Origin of the sequence: Flavobacterium sp. W20_MBD1_R3 (assembly GCF_052119725.1) — a bacterium.
Lineage (GTDB): Bacteria > Bacteroidota > Bacteroidia > Flavobacteriales > Flavobacteriaceae > Flavobacterium.
Window position 1 is genome coordinate 1 of record NZ_JBGQOR010000009.1, and the last position, 23,109, is coordinate 23,109.

16 protein-coding genes and 1 tRNA gene are annotated in these 23,109 nt (G+C 34.1%); 10 read left to right on the forward strand and 7 right to left on the reverse strand.

The window, feature by feature from the left end; all coding sequences use genetic code 11:
• A tRNA-Gly gene (locus tag ACEN2F_RS11760) sits at positions 1 to 73 on the forward strand.
• Positions 74 to 130: 57 nt separating this feature from the next.
• On the opposite strand, the gene pepE is transcribed toward ACEN2F_RS11760, so the two are convergent.
• Positions 131 to 838, reverse strand: a complete 708-nt coding sequence (gene pepE / locus ACEN2F_RS11765; RefSeq protein WP_441739308.1) for a dipeptidase PepE — start codon at positions 836 to 838, stop codon at positions 131 to 133.
• Positions 839 to 983: 145 nt separating this feature from the next.
• Between pepE and ACEN2F_RS11770 the strand changes: the two genes are divergently transcribed.
• From ACEN2F_RS11770 to ACEN2F_RS11800, 7 genes are all read left to right on the forward strand, one after another.
• Complete coding sequence (locus tag ACEN2F_RS11770; RefSeq protein ID WP_441739310.1) at positions 984 to 1,739, forward strand: hypothetical protein; 756 nt, start codon at positions 984 to 986, stop codon at positions 1,737 to 1,739.
• On the forward strand, positions 1,729 to 2,457 hold the full coding sequence (locus ACEN2F_RS11775) for a carboxypeptidase-like regulatory domain-containing protein (protein ID WP_441739312.1): 729 nt from the start codon (positions 1,729 to 1,731) through the stop codon (positions 2,455 to 2,457). The genes ACEN2F_RS11770 and ACEN2F_RS11775 overlap by 11 nt, the downstream gene beginning before the upstream one ends.
• A 252-nt stretch (positions 2,458 to 2,709) precedes the next feature.
• On the forward strand, positions 2,710 to 3,465 hold the full coding sequence (locus ACEN2F_RS11780) for a hypothetical protein (protein WP_441739314.1): 756 nt from the start codon (positions 2,710 to 2,712) through the stop codon (positions 3,463 to 3,465).
• Positions 3,462 to 3,968 carry a DUF6702 family protein gene (locus tag ACEN2F_RS11785; RefSeq protein WP_441739316.1) on the forward strand — a complete coding sequence of 169 codons (507 nt, stop codon included), beginning with the start codon at positions 3,462 to 3,464 and terminating at the stop codon, positions 3,966 to 3,968. The genes ACEN2F_RS11780 and ACEN2F_RS11785 overlap by 4 nt, the downstream gene beginning before the upstream one ends.
• A gap of 59 nt (positions 3,969 to 4,027) precedes the next feature.
• Complete coding sequence (locus ACEN2F_RS11790) at positions 4,028 to 6,271, forward strand: M1 family metallopeptidase (protein WP_441739318.1); 2,244 nt, start codon at positions 4,028 to 4,030, stop codon at positions 6,269 to 6,271.
• 110 nt (positions 6,272 to 6,381) lie between these two features.
• A complete protein-coding gene (locus ACEN2F_RS11795; protein WP_441739445.1) occupies positions 6,382 to 6,783 on the forward strand; it encodes a Sec-independent protein translocase subunit TatA/TatB in 402 nt (133 codons plus the stop codon).
• On the forward strand, positions 6,783 to 7,358 hold the full coding sequence (locus ACEN2F_RS11800) for a phosphatase PAP2 family protein (RefSeq protein ID WP_441739320.1): 576 nt from the start codon (positions 6,783 to 6,785) through the stop codon (positions 7,356 to 7,358). The genes ACEN2F_RS11795 and ACEN2F_RS11800 overlap by 1 nt, the downstream gene beginning before the upstream one ends.
• 110 nt (positions 7,359 to 7,468) lie before the next feature.
• Here the strand turns inward: ACEN2F_RS11800 and ACEN2F_RS11805 are convergent, their stop codons facing one another.
• Entirely contained in the window at positions 7,469 to 8,110 is a 642-nt protein-coding gene (locus tag ACEN2F_RS11805) for an O-methyltransferase (protein ID WP_441739322.1), read from the reverse strand.
• Between the two features lie 633 nt (positions 8,111 to 8,743).
• Between ACEN2F_RS11805 and rlmN the strand changes: the two genes are divergently transcribed.
• Positions 8,744 to 9,790 carry a 23S rRNA (adenine(2503)-C(2))-methyltransferase RlmN gene (gene rlmN, locus ACEN2F_RS11810; RefSeq protein WP_441739324.1) on the forward strand — a complete coding sequence of 349 codons (1,047 nt, stop codon included), beginning with the start codon at positions 8,744 to 8,746 and terminating at the stop codon, positions 9,788 to 9,790.
• Positions 9,791 to 9,840: 50 nt separating this feature from the next.
• Here rlmN and ACEN2F_RS11815 read toward each other — a convergent pair whose 3' ends face one another.
• A complete protein-coding gene (locus ACEN2F_RS11815) occupies positions 9,841 to 10,707 on the reverse strand; it encodes a hypothetical protein (protein WP_441739326.1) in 867 nt (288 codons plus the stop codon).
• Positions 10,708 to 11,013: 306 nt separating this feature from the next.
• On the opposite strand from ACEN2F_RS11815, the gene ACEN2F_RS11820 reads away from it, so the two are divergent.
• Positions 11,014 to 11,991 (forward strand): polyprenyl synthetase family protein, encoded by a 978-nt coding sequence (locus tag ACEN2F_RS11820; RefSeq protein WP_441739328.1) that lies wholly within the window; start codon positions 11,014 to 11,016, stop codon positions 11,989 to 11,991.
• Between the two features lie 345 nt (positions 11,992 to 12,336).
• Here ACEN2F_RS11820 and ACEN2F_RS11825 read toward each other — a convergent pair whose 3' ends face one another.
• The 4 genes from ACEN2F_RS11825 to ACEN2F_RS11840 all read right to left on the reverse strand — a co-directional run bounded on the left by ACEN2F_RS11825 (position 12,337) and on the right by ACEN2F_RS11840 (position 22,837).
• Positions 12,337 to 13,908: a SusD/RagB family nutrient-binding outer membrane lipoprotein gene (locus ACEN2F_RS11825; protein WP_441739330.1), complete on the reverse strand. Its 1,572-nt coding sequence runs from the start codon at positions 13,906 to 13,908 to the stop codon at positions 12,337 to 12,339.
• Positions 13,909 to 13,918: 10 nt separating this feature from the next.
• A complete protein-coding gene (locus ACEN2F_RS11830) occupies positions 13,919 to 17,038 on the reverse strand; it encodes a SusC/RagA family TonB-linked outer membrane protein (protein WP_441739332.1) in 3,120 nt (1,039 codons plus the stop codon).
• Positions 17,039 to 18,016: 978 nt separating this feature from the next.
• On the reverse strand, positions 18,017 to 19,654 hold the full coding sequence (locus ACEN2F_RS11835) for a SusD/RagB family nutrient-binding outer membrane lipoprotein (protein WP_441739334.1): 1,638 nt from the start codon (positions 19,652 to 19,654) through the stop codon (positions 18,017 to 18,019).
• A 12-nt stretch (positions 19,655 to 19,666) separates the two neighbouring features.
• Positions 19,667 to 22,837: a SusC/RagA family TonB-linked outer membrane protein gene (locus ACEN2F_RS11840; RefSeq protein ID WP_441739336.1), complete on the reverse strand. Its 3,171-nt coding sequence runs from the start codon at positions 22,835 to 22,837 to the stop codon at positions 19,667 to 19,669.
• Positions 22,838 to 23,109 lie beyond the last annotated feature (272 nt).

The window sequence follows — 23,109 nt, forward strand, 5'->3', positions numbered from 1 at the left end:
GCGAAAGTAGCTCAGTTGGTAGAGCTCCAGCCTTCCAAGCTGGTTGTCGCGAGTTCGAGCCTCGTCTTTCGCTCTAAAACCTCAAACTTTGTTTGAGGTTTTTTTTATTTATGCTGTACTCGTTTCAAAATCATTTTACAAAATTCAAATCTGTTCCACTTTCCAGTTCTTCTGGAATTTGATTTTGCCGAAATAATCGTGCGGTTAAATCGCCTTTCAGAGTAATTGTGTCTCCTTTTACGTCTAGCCAGCTTCCTTCTCTTAACCCTAAAACGGGAACCGTATTATAAGCATGAAACTCTTTAATTCTGGTTTCACGAGTTTCGCCCATGTGTGTCGAAGTAGTGTCTGGGTCTAAATAATGCGGATTCAAATTAAAAGGAATTAATCCCAGAGTCTTAAAACTTGGCGGATAAACTATCGGCATGTCGTTTGACGTTTGCATTGTTAATCCGCAAATGTTACTTCCAGCGCTTGTTCCTAAATAGGGCGTTCCGTTTTTTATTGTTTCTGAGAGAATTTCCATAACATTACTTTTGTATAATTGGGATACTAAAACAAATGTACTTCCTCCTCCCGTGAAAATTCCCTCTGCTTTTTTTACAGCTAATTTGGCATCTTCAAACTCATGAATTCCGATTACTTTTTTATTTATTTTGGCGAAAGCCAAGCGTGCCATCGTAGTGTATTCCTCATGCGAAATGCCGCCAGGTCTGGCGTAAGGAATAAAAAGAATCGTGTTACAGTTTTGAAAATGCAATTGTAATTCCGGTAATAAATACTCTAGATAATTCTCGTTTGCAAGCGTTGAGGTACTTGCGATTATTATGTTTTTCATTTTTAGTGCTAATTTGTGCTAAAGGTATTAAATCAGTCTTTTTTAATTCAAGTTTTTAATTAACATTTTTTTACCAACCCATTAGTAATTAATTTAGAATGCATTAAGATACTTTTACGAGGTGTCAATAATGGCTTTCAAAAAGATGATTAGAATTGTGTACTTATTTTTGGCTTTTGCTGCGACGAATGTTCTGTCACAAGAAGCCTCCCGAATGCAATTGAACGGAAAAGTGACTGCTGATGTTTCGGTTTTGGAAGGTATTTATGTCATAAATAAAAAAACAGAGAAGGCTTCCGTTACAAATCAAGAAGGTAGTTTCTCTATTCAGGCAGCGGTGGGAGATACGTTATTGTTTTCGGCATCGCAATTCAAGGAAACTACATTACTTTTGACACAAGATCATTTTGCTCAAGAAACTTTTTATGTGAAGGTGATGCCTATCGTGAATCAATTGCGAGAGGTTATTGTTCGAAATGGGATTAACGCCGTTTCATTAGGAATTGTTCCAAAGGGTCAAAAGATATACACGCCTGCAGAACGAAAGTTATATACTGCTAGTCATCTTAATGCTAGTGCTAATGCGGGTAGCATGATGGGCGGGTCTATTTCGGCAGATCCATTGTTAAATTGGTTTTCAGGAAGAACGAAAATGCTGAAAAAAGAACTTCAAGTCGAGAAGAAAGAATCTTATTTAAGACAATTGGAGAATCTGTTTACTACCGATTATTTTGTGAGTACATTAAAAATACCTGCTAAGTATGTCAAAGGATTTGAGTATTACAGTGTCGAAAATGAACGATTTGTAACTGTTCTCAAATCTAAAAATGTTACAATGACTACTTTTTTGATAGGAGAATTAGCAACAAAGTATAAAGAAATAATTGCAAGTGAAAATTAAAAATACGCTACAGTTAATAGTCCTTTTTTTGGTTCAAGTTGTTTTTGGACAGACCAATGTTATAAAGGAAATTCGAGGAAAAATCACCGCAGATTCTGTTGCAGTGGATCGCATTAATATTGTAAATGTGTCAACAGAAAAAGCAACGGTTTCAGATGCAAATGGCTTTTTTACAATCTCCGTAAAAGAAGGCGATGTTCTGGTCTTTACAGCCGTAAATTTAGAAGGCGTCCGGAGGAAAATCAGCAAACAGGATATGCTGCAGGAAGTTATTACGGTCCTGATGATGCCTAAAAGTATTATTTTGAAAGAGGTTGTGGTTAATGAATCTGCTATTTCGGCGGAGAGTTTAGGCATTATTCCTTACGGTCAAAAAAAATACACAGCTGCCGAAAGAAAGTTATACACTGCAACTTCGGGTGGAGGAATCGATGGATTGCTGAACACTATTTCTGGACGTAAAGCCATGCTGAAAAAAGAAATTATAATTGAGAAGAAAGAACAGTTATTAGCGAGAATTGATGTGCTTTTTGAGGATAAATATTATACGGAAACATTAAGAATTCCTTCAGATTATATCAAAGGATTCCAGTATTATTGCGTTGATGATGTCGCTTTTGCCAATGCGTTACGAGCTAAAAACAAGACTTTAGTCATGTATTTAATCGTCAAGCTTGCGGAAAATTATAACCAAATAATAATCCTTGAAAATAAATAGAATTTTATCTGTACTGGGCCAGATTTCTTTTGGACTAAAGCTCGATTAATAGTTGCTGCAAGGAATAATCAGAATAGATTCTATTGGCGTAAATGAAATAAATATCTTAAATTTAACGCAAACAAATAGTGCAGGAGCCTTTTTTATTTTGGCGAAAGCCAAGTGTATCTTGGTCTTTACTGCGGAAAACGTTTACTGTTCAGAAAAATTTTTAATAATGAATTTTGAAAAAATAACACTAAAAAAATCACAATGAAAACAATAATAAAAATTATCTGTTTACTTTTCTTTTGCCAACTTTCTTTTGGTCAAAATGAAAGCAGAAAATCATTGCACGGTCAGTTTGCCAACGAATCCGCTTTAGTAGATCATGGATATGTTTTTAATCTGAATTCAAAAACGAGAACTTTTATAAGCGATCAGGGTTTTTTTGATATTTTGGCCAAAGCCAAAGATACGTTGCTGGTTTCAAGTAATTTATTCAAGTCAAAAAAAATAGTAGTCGAGGAAAAAGACTTTGCAAAAACGTTATTTGTCATTAACTTAGAAACGCAAACTACGCTGCTTAATGAAGTTATAGTGAAACGCAAAGCCGAAATCAAGCCTATCGCAGAAAATACGCAGCGTATTGTAGATATGCAATTTGTAGATGATGAGAAATCATCTCCTATAAATAGGACGATGCCGTCAGATGGAACTATAGAAAACGGAATGGATTTTGTTAGAGTCTTCAAAATGGTTTCTAAATTATTTAAGAAAAATTCAGAAGAAAAAGCAGGTTTAAATCCAAATGTAGATTTTTCGGATGTAGTTTCGAAGGGAATGGATGCCTATTTTTTTACCAATACTTTAAAGTTAAAAAAAGATGAAATTGATCTTTTTCTGGATTATTGCGAGGGTGATCCCAAAGCAAAAAATCTTTTGAAACAAGAAGATGAATTTTTACTGATTGATTTCTTAATCACCAAGAACGAAGAGTTTAAAAGAATTACTACTTTTGAAAAATGAAAAAAACAATCTTAATTACTTTTTTTGGGTTACTACTGTTAACGTTGACTTCATTCAATGCGCATAAATTTTACGTGGCATTGTATCAAGTAAATTATGCTCCAGAAAAGAAAATGCTGGAAATCACCTCTCGTATTTTTGTGGATGATTTGACTAGTGCCATTGGAAAAAAATACAATAAAAAAATTAATTTAGGTTCTCAAAAGGAAACTGCTGAGGATTTGGTCTTATTGAAAAAGTACTTAACCGAAAAATTTTCTATAAAAATAAATGGGCATTCTACAGCCATGCATCTTTTGAGTAAAGAAATGGAAGGCGATGTTCTTATTTGTTATTTGACTATTAAAGATGTTCCAAAAATAATAACTCTCGAAGTGTACAATACCGTTATTATTGAGGGAAATAGTGATCAGCAAAACATTATGCATTTTAAGGTTTTTGGGATTAAAAACACGTTATTATTTACAGATTCTTCATCGACGGGAGTTTTAAAGTATGAATAAATTTTGAAACCTCTATTTAAAATATTAATTTCACACAATAAAAGAACCATAAATTTACTATGAAAAAAATATTTTTATTTTTATTTCTTCCTGCATTGTTAGTTGCACAGGAAAAATCGACGTCGGTGACACCAAAACAAACCGGAAAGTACGACACTAATAAGTTTAGTCAAATGTATGATTTGTTAGCTACGCCTAACATGTTTCGTACGGCTTCAGGAGCTCCGGGCCCCGCTTATTACCAGCAACAAGCTGATTATAAAATTAATATTGATTTAGATGACAAAAATTCTAAGCTAACAGGTTCAGAAACTATTACGTATTACAATAATTCACCGGATACTTTAGAATATTTATGGGTTCAATTAGACCAAAATCAATCGGCTAAAAATTCGCAAACTCCTTTAGCAGAAAGCCAAAGAATGGAGCAGGTTTTTCCGGCGGGAAACTTCACTAATAAGTTTTTAAAACAAGAATTAGAACGGGGTTTTAATATTGACTTTGTAAGAGATACGAAAGGAAATCCGTTATCCTTTACGATCAACCAGACCATGATGCGTATTAATTTAGAAACACCTATGAAACCTGGCGAAAAATTCTCTTTTGCAATTAATTGGTGGTATAATATTAATAATTACAGAGCTGAAGGCGGCCGATCAGGGTATGAATTATTTGAGAAATCAGGAAATAAATTATATGTAATTGCGCAGTTTTATCCTAGAATGGCTGTATACAATGACGTTGAAGGATGGCAGAATATGCAATTTTGGGGAACGGGAGAGTTTACGTTGCCTTTTGGTGATTTTGATGTGAACATCACGGTACCTGCAGATCACATTATGGAAGCTACGGGTGATCTTATGAATAGGAGTGAAGTTTTTACGGCGGCACAAGTAAAAAGATATGAGTTAGCACAAAAAACGTATGACAAACCTGTAGTTGTTGTTACGCAAGCAGAGGCCGAAGCTAGCGAAAAAGGATTTTCAGACAAGAAAAAAACTTGGAAATTTAGCGCTAAAAACGTTAGAGATTTTGGTATTGCTACCTCTAGAAAATTTATATATGATGCAATGGCCGTTAAATTGAATGATAAAACGGTAATGGCAATTTCAGTTTATCCAAAAGAATCGAATCCACTTTGGGGAGAAACTGCAACAAGAACAGTAGCACATACGCTGAAAAGTTATTCAGCGCATACCTTTGACTATCCTTATCCTAAAGCAGTTTCAGTTTCTGCTGAAGATCAAGGAATGGAGTATCCAATGATTTGTTGGAATTATGGGCGTCCAGATGAAAAAGGTGTTACTAGTGATCGCATAAAAAATGGAATGATTGGTGTAACAATTCACGAAGTAGGACACAATTTTTTTCCTATGATCGTTAATTCTGATGAACGTCAGTGGTCTTGGATGGATGAAGGATTAAATACCTTTATGCAATATATGGCCGAACAAGAAATGGGAACTAATTTTCCTTCTAATCGTGGTCCTGCAAGTAAAATTGTTCCTTATATGAGTGGTGATCAAAAATTCTTAGAACCAATCATGTCTAACTCAGAGACGATTGTTCAATTTGGTTCTAATGCGTACGGAAAACCAGCTACAGGATTGAATATTCTAAGAGAAACAATCATGGGAAGAGAATTATTTGACCATGCATTTAAAGTATATGCAAATAGATGGAAATTTAAACACCCAACCCCTGAAGATTTTTTCAGAACGATGGAAGATGCCTCTGCAGTTGATTTAGACTGGTTTTTTAGAGGATGGTTTTACTCTACTGATTTTGTAGATATAGGTGTCAAAGAAGTAAAACAATATTATGTGTCTGAGGCTGCAACTAAAGAACTAAAAGATGCGGTAGTTAGAAGAGGACGTTTTGGTCAGGAAAAAGGACCTTTTGTATATTTAGTTCCTGGAACTAGCGAGGAATTATCATCTAAAGACAAGAAAGCATTAGCTATTTCGGATGTGAATTTATTATCAGATTATGTAAATAAAAACTTTACAGCTGCTGAAAAATCTAAATTAAAATCGCCTAAATATTTCTACGAAGTAGAGTTCAATAAACCTGGAGGGATGCTAATGCCAATTATTGTTGAGTTAACATACGATGATGATTCAAAAGAAACCTTCAAATACCCAGCTCAAATTTGGAGAAAAAACAATGATACAGCTAAGAAGGTTTATGCGACTGAAAAAGCAATCAAAAAAATTCAGATAGATCCAAAATTAGAAACTGCCGATATTGATGTCACTAATAATATGTGGCCAAAAGAGGAAGTAAAGTCTAAATTTGATTAAACAAAAAGCACTAAAAAAAAGAGACTCTGAAAAGAGTCTTTTTTTTTATGAAAAAATTAAAACGCAAGGTTTCAAAATTAGGTATCTTTGTAGCAACTAAAACAAAAAATATGTTTGGCATAGGAGGAGGAGAATTAATTTTCATTATGTTTATTGTACTCATGCTTTTTGGGTCAGATAAAGTACCCGAAATGGCACGTACGATGGGTAAAGCAATGGCGCAATTAAAAAATGCGACAAATGACATAAAAAGTGAAATTCAAAAAGGAGCAGAAGCGAATGGGTTTGACACCAAGTCTTTGAGCGATTTTAGAGGTAATATCTCTACGGAAATCAATAAAGCAAAAGATAATCTTATGGGTGAAACTTCACAATTTAAAAATATTTCTGAAAGTGTTTCAACCGAAATTAACAAAACAAAAGATAGTTTGGTAGACGAAACGACTTCACAGATTGATGCAACAAAAAAAATTGTTGAAGAAGCTGCAGGGCCTATAAAACGTCAAGTATAATGTTAGATAAATTACTTTCTCTAGATACGGAATTATTTATTTTTTTAAATGGTTTGGGGTCCGAAACGTATGATGAGTTGTGGTCATTCATTACCCAACAAAGTAACTGGATTCCACTTTTTCTAATTTTACTATTTGTCATTTTTAAAAAACTAGGAGCAAAGCAAACACTTTATTTGCTTTTGTTTGTTGCTGCTTTAGTAACTTTTACCGATCAAATGACGAATGTTTTCAAGAGTGAATTTCATCGTTTACGACCATGTAGCAATCCTGAAATCAATTCTTTTATCCGAGTTGTTCAAATCAGACGATCTTTTAGTTTTTTCTCCGGTCACGCTTCGAATTCAATGGCTGTAGCAACACTTTTATATTTTACTTTAAGGCGATATTTTACACACTTTTGGTTACTGTTTTTATGGCCTCTCGTATTTGCCTATAGTAGAATTTACCTTGGATTACATTATCCATTAGATATTGTATCAGGCTATTTATTTGGATTTACTACAGGTTTTTTTGTATATTATGTATACAAAATAGCCCAAGAAAGATATTTTCCGTTGCGAAAAAAGGACTAGAAGTAACCTCCTTGTTTGTGCATTATTTTTCTGGTTTAAAAAAAGCTAGTTAGAAAATCATGCCTATGATCTCAAAGCGAATGTATCCTTAGGTATGCTGCAATCTTAAATTATAGAACTCTGCTGACTGTCAAGCCATCTCGAATAGGTAGTAAAACGGTTTCTATCCGGGGGTCATTTGCAAGTAATTGATTGTATTCCAATAATATTTTTGTGCTTATGTCTTTAGGATTTAGTGGTTCTAATACTTTACCGCTCCATAAAACATTATCTGAGAGAATGATGCCGCCTTTATTCATCCTTGGAACAATCAGTTCAAAATAGTTGATGTAATTCTCTTTATCGGCATCAATGAAAACCAAATCAAATTTTAAATCAAGCGTAGGGATAATATCAATTGCTTCTCCTAAATGTTGAAAAATTTGATTGCCCCATGGTGATTTGTCAAAATGTTTACGCTGGAAATCAACTAATTCTTCTTTGATGTCTATTGTATGCAACTGCCCATTTTCCCGCATTCCTTCACACAAGCATAAAGCCGAATACCCGGTATAAGTTCCAATTTCGAGAATATTTACCGGTCGAATTAATTTTGATAACATGCTCAAAACCCGACCTTGAAAATGGCCGCTCAACATCCTTGGTAATAAGATTTTTTGATAGGTTTCTTTATTTAATGCTGACAGCAAAAGGGGTTCTTTTTCAGAATGTTGCTCGATATAGTCTTCTAATTCTTGGGATATGAAATGCATTATTTTAATCTTTTTATTAGGTCTTGAAATGTGTTTAAATTGTACCAGCGTTAATCGTGTTGTGATGGAACTGATCACGTATTTTGAATTTATAGATAATTATTTTTCTATTATCAAATTGGTATTAGTCAAAAGTAAATTAATCAGAATAGTTGTTTTATTTTAAATTTTAAAAAGGTTATTGATCACTTAGAATATCATTAGGATAAGTTTTTATTTGCAGCAATGAAAAGTAACTTTCTTCTACAATAAGTTTTATGATTTTAGTGCGATAAATCGTTAATGATGGATTATTTTTCTTCAATAAAATTTCTCAAAATTACGCTACTGTGTTCCTATCTTTTCACTTATCATTATTTTATATTTCCCCAAACATATTGATTTATGTAGCACCTTTTAATATAATTAAATAAGTTTGATTCTGCGCCAAAAAAAGCTCCTAAAATTTATATGCAAATTTACAAAAAATTACATTTGGTTTATCAGGTGCGTTGAGTTAGTGGTGCGGTATTTTGGAAATAATTAGGAGTTGGTTATCGGATTTTTGCAGAATGAAATTAATTTTTTTTGTTTGTTGCAAAGTTATCAAATTATGAATTCAACAAATCGACAAATTGTCATTAACTTTGCAGCATGCAAATTGAGAAAAAAGACATACGAGCAGTATCTAAGGAACAATTACGAGAATTTTTTGTGACCAATGGAGATAAAGCTTTTCGCGGAAATCAAGTTTATGAGTGGTTGTGGAGTAAAGGAGCTCATAGTTTTGAGGACATGACCAATGTGTCTAAGGAAACGCGCGCCATGCTGGAATTACATTTTGTTATCAATCACATCAAAGTAGATACGATGCAACGCAGTGCAGATGGAACAGTAAAAAACGCTGTTCGGCTGCATGATGGGCTAGTTGTTGAATCCGTTTTGATTCCTACTAATACTAGGACCACAGCTTGTGTTTCTAGCCAAGTAGGATGTAGTTTGGATTGTAGCTTTTGCGCTACAGCGCGATTAAAAAGAATGCGAAATTTAGAACCAGCTGAAATTTATGATCAGGTAATTGCAATTGATAAAGAAAGTCGTTTGTACTACAATCACCCATTGTCTAATATTGTGTTTATGGGAATGGGAGAGCCGCTGATGAATTATAATAATGTTTTGAAAGCGATTGATATGATCATTTCTCCTGAGGGTTTAGGCATGTCTCCTAAGCGAATTATGCTGTCAACATCAGGCGTTCCTAAAATGATTAAGAAATTAGCAGACGATGATGTCAAATTTAAATTAGCAGTTTCATTACATTCCGCAATTGATGAAATTCGATCTAAAATCATGCCTTTTAGTGCAAATTTTCCATTGGCAGATTTACGCGAATCTCTAGAATATTGGTACAGAAAGACTAAAAGTAAAATTTCCTATGAATATGTAATTTGGAAAGGTATAAATGATAACAAAGCTTCGATAGACGCCTTAGTGAAATTTTGTAAATACGTGCCCTGTAAAGTTAATTTGATTGAATACAATCCCATTGATGATGGTGAATTTCAACAAGCTCCAGAGGAATCAATAGATGCTTATATCAAGGCACTGGAAGCGGGAGGAATTGTAGTTAAGGTTCGCAGGAGTCGTGGTAAAGATATAGATGCTGCCTGTGGACAACTAGCGAATAAGGAAGCAGAATAAAGCATTAAGATGATATTCATCTTAATGCTTTATTCTGCTTCTGATTATTATTATTTTTGAAGTACAATTTCAGTTGTGATGCCATTTATTGTTAATGATGCGAGGTTGTCACAAGTGCCATTTCCGAAATTTAAAATACCCTCTGAATCATTTTTAGTGATACTAACAATTCCGCTTACTGGAAAAGGTAAGTTGCAACTCATCACGTAGCGCAAAGGAGTAGTAATATTTTTTGCAATGACTTCACCGTCAGGTAAAACGGTTGTGCTATTCCCGGTTACTAAAAAAACATTATCATCCCAGATAAGTGGTGTTCCATATCCCTCAACGGTTTCCTTAGTTTTAGTGCCGGTTCTTGCATAGATTCTACCGTCATCAAAGGTGATTTTCATATCAACAGAAAAGGTCATTACGGGGTGAACTTCTGTTAGTAAAGTTGTACTTTTAAGTTCGTAAGCAATTGTTTTGTTTCCTTGAAGGAGTTTGTTGTTGTGATAGAAGTCGATAAAAGTATAGGAAATAGTTCTTACCGGACTAGTAAAATTACTAGAAAACGTAATGATTATTTTTCCTTTCACTATGTTTCCATTGGGAAGCAAGCAACCTTCCGTTCCAAAATCAATCGTTCTAGTCCAAACTCCATCCGCTAAGACTGTTGTAATTGCTGCGCATGTTGGTAAAAACCCCTTCAATGTGCTAATGGATTTGTTGGGCGAATTTTGCTGTGCGGAATATTGATCTTCAACAATAAAAACTACATCATCAATAGCGACATCAATTTTTGATTCAATGCTTACATCTTCACTGGTTAGTGACAGAGTCGGATTTGGTTCGTTTTCGTCATTATTGTTAGAATCGCAACTGCTAAAAAATCCTAGCAATACGCATGCTATACCTGATAAAATTTTTGTTTTCATGATATCTTATTTTAATTTATACTAATAGTTCAGTGGGATTTAAATGTGTTTTTATTTAACTATAAGCGTAATAATTTCGTCATCCTCTGTTAAGTGGAGGTTTTAGTGTTAATAAAATAATTCAAAACTCTTTTGGGGATATACTTCGTAATTTAACAGATTTAAAAACAATAAAAAGTGCCTGTAGGTAGTACAACTTGGTATCATCTGTTACTTAAAATTACTAAAAAATATAATACAATTTAAAATTCTATATTCAAATATGTATTAAATATTTTATTTTAAAATAGTATCTTTGAATTCTAAATGAATGTTACCTCACAAATAAAACAGCCCATCTTTGACGAAATGGAACTTTTTGAAAAAAAGTTTTATGAATCGATGACTTCGCAGGTAGCTTTGTTAAATCGAATAACTTATTATATTGTTAATCGGAAGGGGAAACAAATGCGACCAATGTTCGTTTTTCTGACCGCTAAAATGGTTTCGGAAGGTGTTGTCAATGAACGAACCTATCGAGGTGCTTGTGTGATTGAACTTATTCACACTGCAACATTAGTGCATGATGATGTGGTTGATGATAGCAACAGACGTAGAGGATTTTTCTCTTTAAATGCACTTTGGAAAAATAAAATTGCGGTACTTGTAGGTGATTATTTATTGTCTAAAGGGTTACTGCTTTCTATTGATAATGGTGATTTTGATTTACTGCGTATTATCTCCGTTGCGGTTCGCGAGATGAGTGAAGGAGAGTTACTCCAAATTGAAAAAGCCCGTAAGCTTGATATTACGGAAGCTGTTTATTATGAAATTATACGCAAGAAGACAGCGACACTTATTGCTGCTTGTTGCGCTCTTGGTGCTAAATCTGTTATTGAAGAGGAGACTGAGGTAGAGAATATGAGAAAATTTGGAGAGTTAATCGGAATGGCTTTCCAAATAAAAGATGACCTATTCGATTATTCTGAGGAAGCAATTGGTAAACCTACAGGAATTGACATCAAAGAACAAAAAATGACTTTACCACTTATTCACGTTTTGAATATGTGTACTTCTAAAGAAAAGACGTGGTTAATCAACTCCATAAAAAATCATAATAAAGATAAAAAGCGGGTTAAAGAAGTGATCGCTTTTGTAAAGAACAATAATGGTTTGTTGTACGCCGAACAAAAAATGGTCGAATTCCAACAAGAAGCATTGCTGCTTTTAGATAACTATCCCAATTCAGAATTCAAAGACGCGTTGATTTTGATGGTTAATTATGTGATTGAAAGAAAAAAATAATTTTTTCATTAACTTTTATGGATTTTTTTTTAGATTTAAATTCTAATCATAAAAAGAAAACTAGCACACACTCCACTGATTAGTATATATTTCAAAAATATTAATGTTGAATTTTGAGATTGATCTTAAAAACCCAGTCCCTAAGGGTCATGTGGATCAGTGTATTTGCATTTTTTAATCATTAATAGCCTAGTTATAAAGGAATAATTTTGAATCGTTAGCCCTCTACTTGGCTAGTAATGCTACGCATTATTCAAAAATGGCACAAAAAAAAAACAGTAGCAAACATTTGTTTACTACTGTTTAAAAATCGTAATTTTTAGTATTCTATTTTTTAAAAACTAATTAGTTTTTATCCCAAATCAATTTAGTGGTAAGCAAATCACCTCCTATGTTTGTGGAAGCTTCCTGGTAATTTTCACCGTTTAACTGAGGCGAGTTTACAGGATAATTAAGACGACTTGGCATTTCTGTCAAATTGTTTAAAGCTCGAAAGGTATAGGTTGTTGCTCCTTCAAAAGGATTGTTTAAAGCATATGTTCCGCCTGGTTTCAAGATTGTCTTAGGAAACCCAGTTCGTCTGTATTCTGACCATGCCTCTGTAGGTTGCATATAGAGTGCTATGTATTTTTGAGTCAATACATTTTCTTCTGATGCTGGTGCTAGGTTCGTCAAGTAGGTGCTGATTTTAGCTGATGTTACTCCCCAACGTTCCATTGAAGCCTTTACGCCATTGGTATAGTTTGTTGTATTCCAATTGTTGTTTTCCGCCAATAAAAACTCAACCTCCGCATACTCCATAAAGTATTCAGTATAATCAGTTTTAAGAATATTAGAACTAAATCTTGATGTATTAGGTAGCTGTGACGGTGCTGATGCACTAGGAATTCCATAAGGCATTCCAACGTATTTTGTTAAATCATCAGTTTCTGTATACAAGTTGTTACCAACATCTTCTAAAGATGCAGTTATTGGGGCAGCAAATTTCTGCAATCTTGGATCAGCACTATTGTTTCCTAAGGTTCCTTTTAACAAATCTACGAAAGTATTAGAAATCGTAAAATCATCTCTATTGTTTATAAAAAAAGCAATATAGAGCGGGCTAGGATTGATAGCGTCGTTTTGATAAGTCAAACCAACATTATCTGAATTTGAAAGCATAACTCCTGAAGCAATTGCATCAGTAATGTGACCTTCGGCACCAGAAACAACTCCTTTTACTCTGTTTGCTATTCGTAAACGTAGAGAGTTAGAGAATCTTTTTAGTTTTTCAGCATTTCCTTGAAAAAGTTGATCTCCTTGGGTAAAAACGACTTCGGAAAGTACGATCATTTCTGACGCTTCTTGTAACTCTTTTAAAAGGTCAGCATATATCTTTTGCTGACTTGCATATTTGGGCTTCAGAATACCTTCATCTAATTGCAAAGCCTGAAAATCTGCATCACTATTTCCATAAGAATAATAAGGAACATCGCCATAGGTGTCCACTAATTGGGAAAAAGTATACGCCAGCATTATTCTTGCCGCAGCTATTTGATTGTCATTATTCCCAAAAGACGACATTTCATCTTTTGTTGCGGGATCTACATTCAAATCAATAACTAATTTATAATTATTAGCTGCTAAAAAATAGGAATTAAATAGTGCAGTATTTGTTTCTTGCCTGAATTGGAAGCGATCTTCTTCAGTGTAATTTGTTTGTGCCGAATATTGAACCCATGGAAGAGCCATTCTTGCAGAAGAGAATGGGCCTCTGGTTCCGTCCATGATGGCTTTATTCGCAAAGTTAAATATTCCATAAGTGGGAACTGACACAGGTCTGTTTGGGTCAACGTTGATTTCTTCTAAATCAGCGGTGCAGCTCGTAGTTACAAGTAGTGCAATAAATGCTAAGGCAGATATGATTGTTTTTTTCATGTTTTTTTTATTAGAATTTAAATTCCAGATTCATTCCGTACGTTCTGGTAGAAGGCAAAGAGCCTCCTTCGATACCTTGTGTATTCCCACTTCCGTAAGAAGCCATTTCTGGATCCATTCCTTTCCAGGCTAATCCCCAAGCAAATAAGTTTCGTCCGTAAACAGATAATTTAATACTTGTAAAAGGACTTTCTTTTTTGATTGGTAAGTTGTATCCAAACGATACCTCTCTTAATTTGATATAATCAGCATCAAAAACATTTTGAGCATCTACAGTGTTGTAATGTGCTTGTGCCCAAGTTCTAGCAGAAATATTTTGTGTGTTTTGTGTTCCGTCAGCCAAAACACCATCTACAACAATTCCATTTTCTCTTATTCCGTTTGCTGCAGAATTTTCTAGCATACCAGAATAAGTTCCCCACATATGAGTTGTAGAGAAATAACTTCCACCTTTTTGAATATCAATTAAAGCACTCAAGCTAAAGTTTTTATAACGGAAAGCATTTCTTATTCCCATGTTGTAATCCGGAATAATAGATCCGAGTGATTTTTGTTCAGAGGCTACATAATTTCCATCCGCTCCTACCAGCTTGTTTCCATTATTGTCATATACAAAGTCAGTTCCGTAGAGTTGACCGTATTTTTGTCCTACCACAGCTAACAAACGTGCTCTAAAAGGTCCTTGTGCTAACTGTAAACTTGTTACATCTTCGAATAATTCGACTAGTTTATTGTTGTTTTTAGCAAAGTTCCAAGTAATATCCCAGTTGAAATCTTCTGTTCGTATCGGGTTAATATTCAAAGTGGTTTCAATACCTCTATTTTGTAATTTACCCGCGTTAATCAGTTTAGAACTAAATCCTGTGCTAGTTTCTAATTGGATTGGTGTAATCAAATCGGTTGTGATTACGTCGTAATAGGATACGTCTAAATTTACTCTTTTTTTGAATAAACTGAATTCAAGACCAATTTCTTTGGTAGTTTTTAATTCAGGTACAAGATCAGCATTATTAGAACTTAAAGCTGTACTGTATCTTGGATCACCTTGAAAAGGGGAGTAAACGTCTATATAATTTTGAAGACGGTAAGGGGATGTACTGTTTCCGGCTTGTGCCCAACCAGCTCTTAGTTTACCAAAATCCAACCAATTGATATCAGTCAGTTCAGAAAAAATAAAACTACCAGTTACTGATGCATAGTTTACGGATTTGCTAGTGGTACTAAACCAGTCATTTCTATCCGTAACTTCAAGAAATAACATGTTGTCATAACCTACGGAAGCAAAGCCATAAAGACTGTTAGTAGTCATGAATTGCTGTTCATTAGTTGCTAAAGCTTGTTCAGTACTGTTGGATAAGTTATACAATCCTGGCAACACTAATCCTCCAACAGATTGTCCGCTAACGGAATTGAAAGAGTAAGTTCTTCTGTTTCCACCTAAAAATGAATTAACACTGAATTTGCCTATTTTTTTGTCAAAATGGACTCTTCCTTCGTAGTTGTAATCACTTAAAGTTCTAGTTTGATCCGTATAGCTTGGTTGTGCTTGTGAACCAACAGCTACTCTTTCACTTATTCTAAAAGTATAGGTATCTGCATATACGTTTCCTACTACATATAATTCTGGAGTTATGTTGTAAGTCAATTTTGCATTTCCAAAAAGACGGTTTCTTTTGTCTTCGGATGTGTTTTCGTTGATGGTCCAATACGCATTATCAGAGTAATTAGGCGTTGCATCGTCAAAACTTTTTCTATTCCAAGTTCTTTGGTCGCCATTGGCCAGTTTATAGTCTTTTAATTCATTGTAATCTAATTGTCTTTGTCCCCATTGAAAGAACTTTTGTCCTAAACTATTGTCTCCATATCCTTGTTCTGGTCTGTTAAAACCTTTAGTTAAAGTATAGGTAGCCATAGCTTCTATCTTCAATTTATCTGTTATTTTAGTACTTGCATTAAATGAAAATGTATTCTTTGCTAATCTACTATTAGGAACAATTCCATCTGTACTTTGGTTTGCATAGGAAACTCTAACATTAGAATCTTCGGTCGCTTTCATGAAGGATAGCGAGTTGTTGCGTGTTACACCCGTATTGAAAAATGAACGGACATCGTTAGTAGGCGCAACCCATGATTTTTCTTTAAGAAAATCATTAGAAAATTCAGGATCAAAAGAATTCCAAGGAAGGTATTTTAAATTGGTATCGTATTTTGGTCCCCAACTTTCGTCAGTTCCATAATCAGCTACATTATAAGTGGTTCCGTTGATATTTGCAGTTCCAAAAGTTGTTGAATTACCCCCGCCGTAAGAGTTTTGTAGGTTTGGCATAATGTTTATCGATTCAAGCGTGATTCCGCTGTTGAATTCAATGACACCTTTTCCTTTTTTAGCTGATTTTGTAGTGTATAAAATAGCACCGTTACCAGCTCTATTACCGTACAAGGCAGCTGCAGGACCTCCTTTTAATACCGTAACTGATTCGATATCATCTGGATTGATATCCGCAGAAGCGTCACCATAATCTCTACCTCCGGCTCCTCTTTCAGTATTGGAGTCGTTATAATTTCCATTGTCTAAAGGAATACCATCTATTACAATCAAAGGTTTGTTTTCTCCGGTTACAGATCCAATACCTCTCATAATAATTCTGGAAGATCCGCCCATTGTTGATGGTGCAACAACTTGAACACCCGCTACATTACCAGAAAGTGCAGATACTGCATTGTTTTGACCGCCTTGAGATAGTAATTCACCGCCAACTTCCTGAGCGGCATATCCAAGAGATTTTTTCTCTCTCTTGATTCCGAGAGCTGTAACCACAACGCCTTCTAATTGTACCGCGTCATCTTTCAATTTGATTGTTAAATTGGTTGATGAAGCTGAAACTTCTTTGTTGATCATTCCGATATAGGAAAAAACCAAGATTTGAACCGGTGTCGCCATGATTTGAAATTTACCATCAAAATCAGTTTGAATTCCAGTTGAAGTTCCTTTAATCACAATGTTAACTCCAGGTATTGGTAAACCGCTTTGGTCAGAAACCGTTCCGGAAACCATTCGTTCCTGAGCCAATGTGATTTGCGAAATCAGTGCTATTGCCAACACTAAAAAGCTTTTAAACATTAATTTCATATTAAAATATTTTGAATTTAGATTTTCAAAATTCTTAATTAATTCTTAATATTCCTAATAGATACTTGTTAATTATTAACGATAACTTAATATATGAGTCAAATACTGATAATACTTCAATTTTTATTAATATAAAAAATAGTATATATTATCAAAATAATCTTAAAAAACAGTAGATTAAGTACTTTTAGTACTAAATAAGTAGAGATACCTAAAATGGGTGTTTTGTTTTTTTTCTTTTATTGAGTGGTAATTTGATATAGGTATAAATTGTTTTTTCTGTCAAATATGTTGATTTCTTTGTAGACAAACTTTGGGGTTGAAGTAACGAGCAGTCTATTTTACAAGCAATTATTAAATTTAAGGATACCTGAATTGTTTTGTTATCGATGTGAAATATGGAAAAAATTAAAGGATCGTTTGATTTCTTACAATTTCAACAGTGTGTTGTTATTGGAATATCATTTTGTAAATAATAAGTTAATTTGAATTTCGGACCTTAACTATTATTTTCAAGAATGAAAATTTCATGCATATGATAATTATATTCTGAAATGATAATTGGCTCCAAGATACAAGTGGCATTGATCTTTTGGATTTTGTTAGATGGAATTGAAGTTTGACAACGGAAGTTATTTAAAAATAATCTAGCCTTCATTATTATTTATTTCGGACTCTAGTAGATATAAAGGAATACTTTTAAATATGGTGGCATGAAGCGCTAAGTCCAGTAATATAAATGAGAAAACAGTTAAGAATTGACATTTAAAATATGACAGTAAGTTTATTATTAAGTGGAGGTAATCAATTATTTATGAAAGAACACCGTTATATGATTCTTAGGTGTATTGGTTAAGCAATTACTTTATGTGTAAGTTGAGTTATTTATAAAGTATAATAAAAAGTTCACTTCTTATTAAAAAAAAAAGGCTGTCCGAAAAATAATTTTCGAACAGCCTTTTTCAATAAAATTAAGAATTAGTTTCCTAGAGTAGGATTTCCTAACAGCCAGAAAGGGAAAGAAGGATCAGTTTCTGAAAATATTTGAGATTCTGTTAAGTTTGGTACATTTGCTGAGTTAGCAACATACTCAGAGATTGGATAAATTAATCGTCTTGGTTTTCTAGTTTTAGTTGCTGTAATAGCAAGAGGAGTCAAAGGGAAGCCAGTTCTGTTATAATCAATAAAACTTTCAATACCATTTACACCAATTAATGCGATCCATTTTTGATACATTATGGCATGTAAATTTTGATCAAATGTATTTGCCGTATTAAAACCAAAGTTTGGTTTAGTAGTATTTGCGGTAGTTAAATATGTTCCAATGGTTGAACCAAAATAAGCGAATGAAGCCGTAACACCTTCATCAAAATAAGTTTGAGCACTACCAAAAGCAGGATAGCGGAGTGCAGCCTCCGCAAGCAAAAATTTAACTTCAGACAAAGTCATTACGTAGCCGTTGGCATCTGCATAGTCACTAGTAACAGAAGCAGGTACTAAATTATAAGGGTTTAAGTTGCCAGTGCCAATTCTTCCAGGAAGACCAATGACACCCGTAGTAGGGAACACGTCACAAACTGTGCTGCCTTGTGTAACGGCTCTTCTGTATGATTGACCTGCACCAGTTGTAAATATTCGAGTAAATCTAGGGTCAGTTAAATTAGCATAAAACACTCCTGAACCTGTAATGATTTCTGGAGTACCTGTAGTAGAATAATTTGAAGAAGCTAACATGGATTTGTAAGCATGTCCGGATGGACAAACAAAAGTGCGGTTTGCAGTGGCAGTAAATGCAGCATCCCAACCAAATACAGCGTAGAAAGGATTTAGTTGGCCGTCATTATTATCTGAATAACCAGGATTTATTGCCACATCTGTCGTTAGGAAGTCCTTAGATGAAAGCGCAGTAAGTCTTGTATCGCGGTATGTTGCTACAGTTCCTGTATTTTTCGACATTCTCAATAACATTCTTAATTCGATTGTGTTAGCAAATCTTGACCACTGGTCCATGTCTCCATGAAGCATTACATCAGTGCTTGCAATGTCTTCTGCAATAGATGGATCAGAATTTTCTATTATTGTTCGCGCTTCATCTAATTCTCCTAATAGTTTGCGATAAATGTACTGATCATCGTTGTATTTAGGAGTTTTATTTGTCAATCCATTAAATGCTTCATCATAAGGAGCATCACCATATAAATCTACAATATGTTGCATATAATGTGCTTTTAATATTTTTGCAGCAGCAATATAGTAGTCATATTTACCATCTGGATTTGGATATTCAATAATTTTCTGAAAATTATTAACATTAAGATATAATCCGTCCCAAATACCAGTATAAAATGAATTATCAATAGTTAATTGGAATTCTCTTGAATATCCTCCAGTGTAACTTTGAACATTTGAAGCCCAAGAGTTAGAGAATACATTGCCCAGCTGGTTCATAGTAGTGGCTTGAACTCTGTAAGTTCCAACCTGTGCCGCTGGTAACAATTTACTTGGACCCACTTGGTCAATAAGAAGTAGGTCCGGACTTACGTTTACATCCAAATAATCATCACACGAAAAGAGCATGATCGCTATAAGAGGTAATAAAATTTTTATATTTTTCATATTAGTCAAAATTTAGAATGTTAAATTAATACTAAAACCGTATGTTCTAGTCGTAGGATATTGTCCTACGTTTGCAATCCCGGCTGCATTTCCACCTGTGTTTGCTGATTCAGGGTCTGCGTATCCTTTATTGTTTTTTGAAAGTATTACAAAAGGATTTCTAGCGTTAACCCCAACCTTGACAGACTCTAATCCAGTTCTTTTTAGAATTTGAGAAGGTAAATTATAACTTAATGCAATTTCTTTAATTTTTAAAGCTGTGGCATCTAGAATTAAAGATTCTCCTGTTGATACATAACGTTGTGTGAAATAATCACCTACGCCCGTGTAACCGCCACCATTAACAGGTGTAGTATTTGTTACGAACACTCCTGAAGTTGGTGTAGTTTGCTGAACAGAGTTTGGAACAACATATCCTATAGATCTATCTTGAGAAGCAGATTCTTCAGAATAACCAAAAGTAGCCATACGACGGTAACCTTCAGAATAGAAACTATGTCCAGTTCTGTAATCAGCAACTACCGTTAGTGCAAGACCTTTGAAATTAAATGTATTTGTAAATCCTAATATATAATCAGGAGTTGTTTTTCCTAATTTTTCAAAAGTGGAAGTTCTTTCAGGAATTCCGTTTGAACCTACGATGATACGGCCTTCAGGATCTCTAACGTAAGCTGTACCTTTTAATATTGGGAATTCTTCACCAACTTCAGCAAAAACTCCGATGTGAGTGTTTGAGAATAAGTTAACTTGATCAACTCCCGCTGATAAGGCTTTTACTACCGTTTTTGATGTAGCATAACTACCTCTCATATTCCAAGTGAAAGAATCTGATTTGAAAGGCGTAACTCCTAAATCAATTTCGTATCCTTTGTTTTGAAGATCTCCGGTGTTGTCTAATATCGATACTAAACCACTTGTTGTTGATGATGTAGAGGCTGTAATCAAATCTTTTGTGTCTGCAATGTAATAAGATGCTTCAAGTGTTATTCTATCTTTTAAGAAACCTAAACTTATGTTTGCTTCTTTTGTAGTTACAAATTCTGGAGTGATTGCAGAGTTAACACCTGCTCTGTCAAATTGATATCCGGCTAGATCTCCAAAAGAGAAACCTGGAGCAATCACGCCTGTTATGCTTGTTTTGTAAGGGGCTACTGGAGTTGTATTCCCTATTCTTACGTAACTAGCAGATAATTTTGCATAACTTAAAACACCACTTTCTTTTAAGCTTTCAAAAGCTTTAGTTGGAATGAATGAAACTCCTACACTTGGATAGAAAAAAGGATCTTTAACCGTAGAAGATTGTTCGTAACGACCAGTTGCGTTCAAAAATAAATAATTCTTGTATGAAAAATCAGCATTTGCAAAAGCAGCTACTTTTCTTTGTACACGAGAAAAATTAGATAAAGTTGAAGGGTTTGCAGGTTTATTTACGTTATTTATGTTGTAATAGCCCGGAGTGTCTAAATTGATACCACCTTGCTCTATTGTATTAAAGTTACTGTCTTGAATATTGTTACCAATATTTAACTTCATGTTAATGTCTTCTGTCAAATCGTAATCAAAATTGATAAGGAAATCGCTGTATATATTTCTAGTTTTTGATTGACTTCTGTAATAAGATGATGTCTCAGCTGTTCCTCCCATACCTTCGTAAGTTTGGTACTGACCATAATAATCATACGGTGCAAAATCATATTCGTATCCTATATCAAAGAAACCATCATCATGAGATTCAGATATTGTAGATCTTAACTGTACATTTCCAGTATAATTTACGCTAATATGTTTGTTAAACTCGTATCCTAAATTTAAAATACCATTGAATAAGTCGCTTTTGTCGTCAAAACGAATTTGTTTAATGTATTCGTATGGGTTTTTACCATAAACTGTCCAGTGGCCCACATGCCCTGAGTTTGCAAATTGAGTAACTGGAATATTTGTTGCGGCTTGCAATAAATCATCATATAAATCCGGAGTAGTTTGAGTTACGGATTGATTTGTATAGTTGATGTTACCATCTACAGAGAATTTGCCAATTTTTTTACCTGCTTTAAACAAAAAGCTTGTTCTTTTTAATTGATCGCCTTCAACAACAAATTCAGAAGTTTGTTTGTTTACATTAAGTAAAGCATATCCATCTTCTCCTCCAGCATTCAAAGTTATACCATTTTGTATAATAGTTCCAGTTTTGAAAAAATCTTTGATGTTATCAGAGCCTAAAGATTTCCAATCAGTCATTAAGAAATTGCCATCTGCTTGAGGCAAGCCAACGGGAACTTGTGTTCCTGCAAAATCTGGATTATTGAAAGCGGGACCCCAAGCACCATTTTCTACTGCTACAAAGTTTTGACCATCTCTCGCATCACCAAATAAAAATCCTTGGTCAGAATACCATCCTTGTCCATATTTAGTTTGTCTTTGTGGAAGGTATGCTACTTGCTCAAAGTCAACTGAAGAGTTTACAGAAACAGATAATTTTGAGTTAGCAGTTCCTTTTTTTGTTGTTACGATGATGACACCGTTAGAACCTTGTTCTCCGTACAATGCACCACCTTGTTGTCCTTTAATAATGTTTATACTTTCAACCGTTTCTGGTGGTAATTGTTGTAAAACGGCAGCTGTTGAAACTGCGTTGTCAATAACTACTAAAGCCTGATTGTTACCGCTTATTGAACGTGAGCCCCTTAATACAATTCTTGTGTTTGGATTAACTCCATTACTTGTTGTGTTGATCTGTAATCCAGATACTTTACCAGTAAGAGATTGAACTATGTTTGGATTGGCAGCTTGAGTTAGTTCTTTTGTTTTAACTACTTGGCTCGAAGAGGTAACAGCATCTTGCTTTCTTTTAATACCTAATGCTCCAACAACAACGCCTTCTAATTCAATAGAATCGTCTTTTAATTTAACATTCAAAGTGCTGGTTGTAGCACTCATTTGCTGTGTTTTCATCCCAATGTAACTAAATATTAGTACTTGGGTTGATGAGGCTCTGATCGAATATTTTCCGTCAAAATCAGTTTGTGTTCCGGTATTAGTTCCTTTTACTAATACACTCACGCCTGGTAAAGGCAATCCTGCATTGTCAGAAACAACTCCTGAAACAGCTCTTTCTTGCGCAAAAGTTAGTTGCGCCACAAGTACTACGAGTAGTACTAAGATTCCATTGAACTTTAGTTTCATTTTTAATAAAATTTGAATTAGTTCCGCAAACTTCTTAATAATTTCATAATATTCCTAATCAGGAACTGTTAAATATTAACAATTATTTAATATATGTACTGTTTGTTAGTGATTAGTCAGTTTTTTTTGTTTTTAAGAATGAAATTCAAGATTTTTAGTGGTATAAATGTATTTTTATATAGATATTATAATAATTATATGTATAAAATTTAAAGATATGGAAATGTTTTTAAAATAAAAGTAGTCTGATTGTGCAATTCGCCAAGTAAATC

Bases quoted from the DNA above. Each gene is read 5' to 3' on its own strand.
- pepE (WP_441739308.1), bottom strand. From the start codon at position 838: ATGAAAAACATAATAATCGCAAGTACCTCAACGCTTGCAAACGAGAAT.
- ACEN2F_RS11770 (WP_441739310.1), top strand. From the start codon at position 984: ATGATTAGAATTGTGTACTTATTTTTGGCTTTTGCTGCGACGAATGTT.
- ACEN2F_RS11780 (WP_441739314.1), top strand. From the start codon at position 2,710: ATGAAAACAATAATAAAAATTATCTGTTTACTTTTCTTTTGCCAACTT.
- ACEN2F_RS11785 (WP_441739316.1), top strand. From the start codon at position 3,462: ATGAAAAAAACAATCTTAATTACTTTTTTTGGGTTACTACTGTTAACG.
- ACEN2F_RS11790 (WP_441739318.1), top strand. From the start codon at position 4,028: ATGAAAAAAATATTTTTATTTTTATTTCTTCCTGCATTGTTAGTTGCA.
- ACEN2F_RS11795 (WP_441739445.1), top strand. From the start codon at position 6,382: ATGTTTGGCATAGGAGGAGGAGAATTAATTTTCATTATGTTTATTGTA.
- ACEN2F_RS11800 (WP_441739320.1), top strand. From the start codon at position 6,783: ATGTTAGATAAATTACTTTCTCTAGATACGGAATTATTTATTTTTTTA.
- ACEN2F_RS11805 (WP_441739322.1), bottom strand. From the start codon at position 8,110: ATGCATTTCATATCCCAAGAATTAGAAGACTATATCGAGCAACATTCT.
- rlmN (WP_441739324.1), top strand. From the start codon at position 8,744: ATGCAAATTGAGAAAAAAGACATACGAGCAGTATCTAAGGAACAATTA.
- ACEN2F_RS11815 (WP_441739326.1), bottom strand. From the start codon at position 10,707: ATGAAAACAAAAATTTTATCAGGTATAGCATGCGTATTGCTAGGATTT.
- ACEN2F_RS11820 (WP_441739328.1), top strand. From the start codon at position 11,014: ATGAATGTTACCTCACAAATAAAACAGCCCATCTTTGACGAAATGGAA.
- ACEN2F_RS11825 (WP_441739330.1), bottom strand. From the start codon at position 13,908: ATGAAAAAAACAATCATATCTGCCTTAGCATTTATTGCACTACTTGTA.
- ACEN2F_RS11830 (WP_441739332.1), bottom strand. From the start codon at position 17,038: ATGAAATTAATGTTTAAAAGCTTTTTAGTGTTGGCAATAGCACTGATT.
- ACEN2F_RS11835 (WP_441739334.1), bottom strand. From the start codon at position 19,654: ATGAAAAATATAAAAATTTTATTACCTCTTATAGCGATCATGCTCTTT.
- ACEN2F_RS11840 (WP_441739336.1), bottom strand. From the start codon at position 22,837: ATGAAACTAAAGTTCAATGGAATCTTAGTACTACTCGTAGTACTTGTG.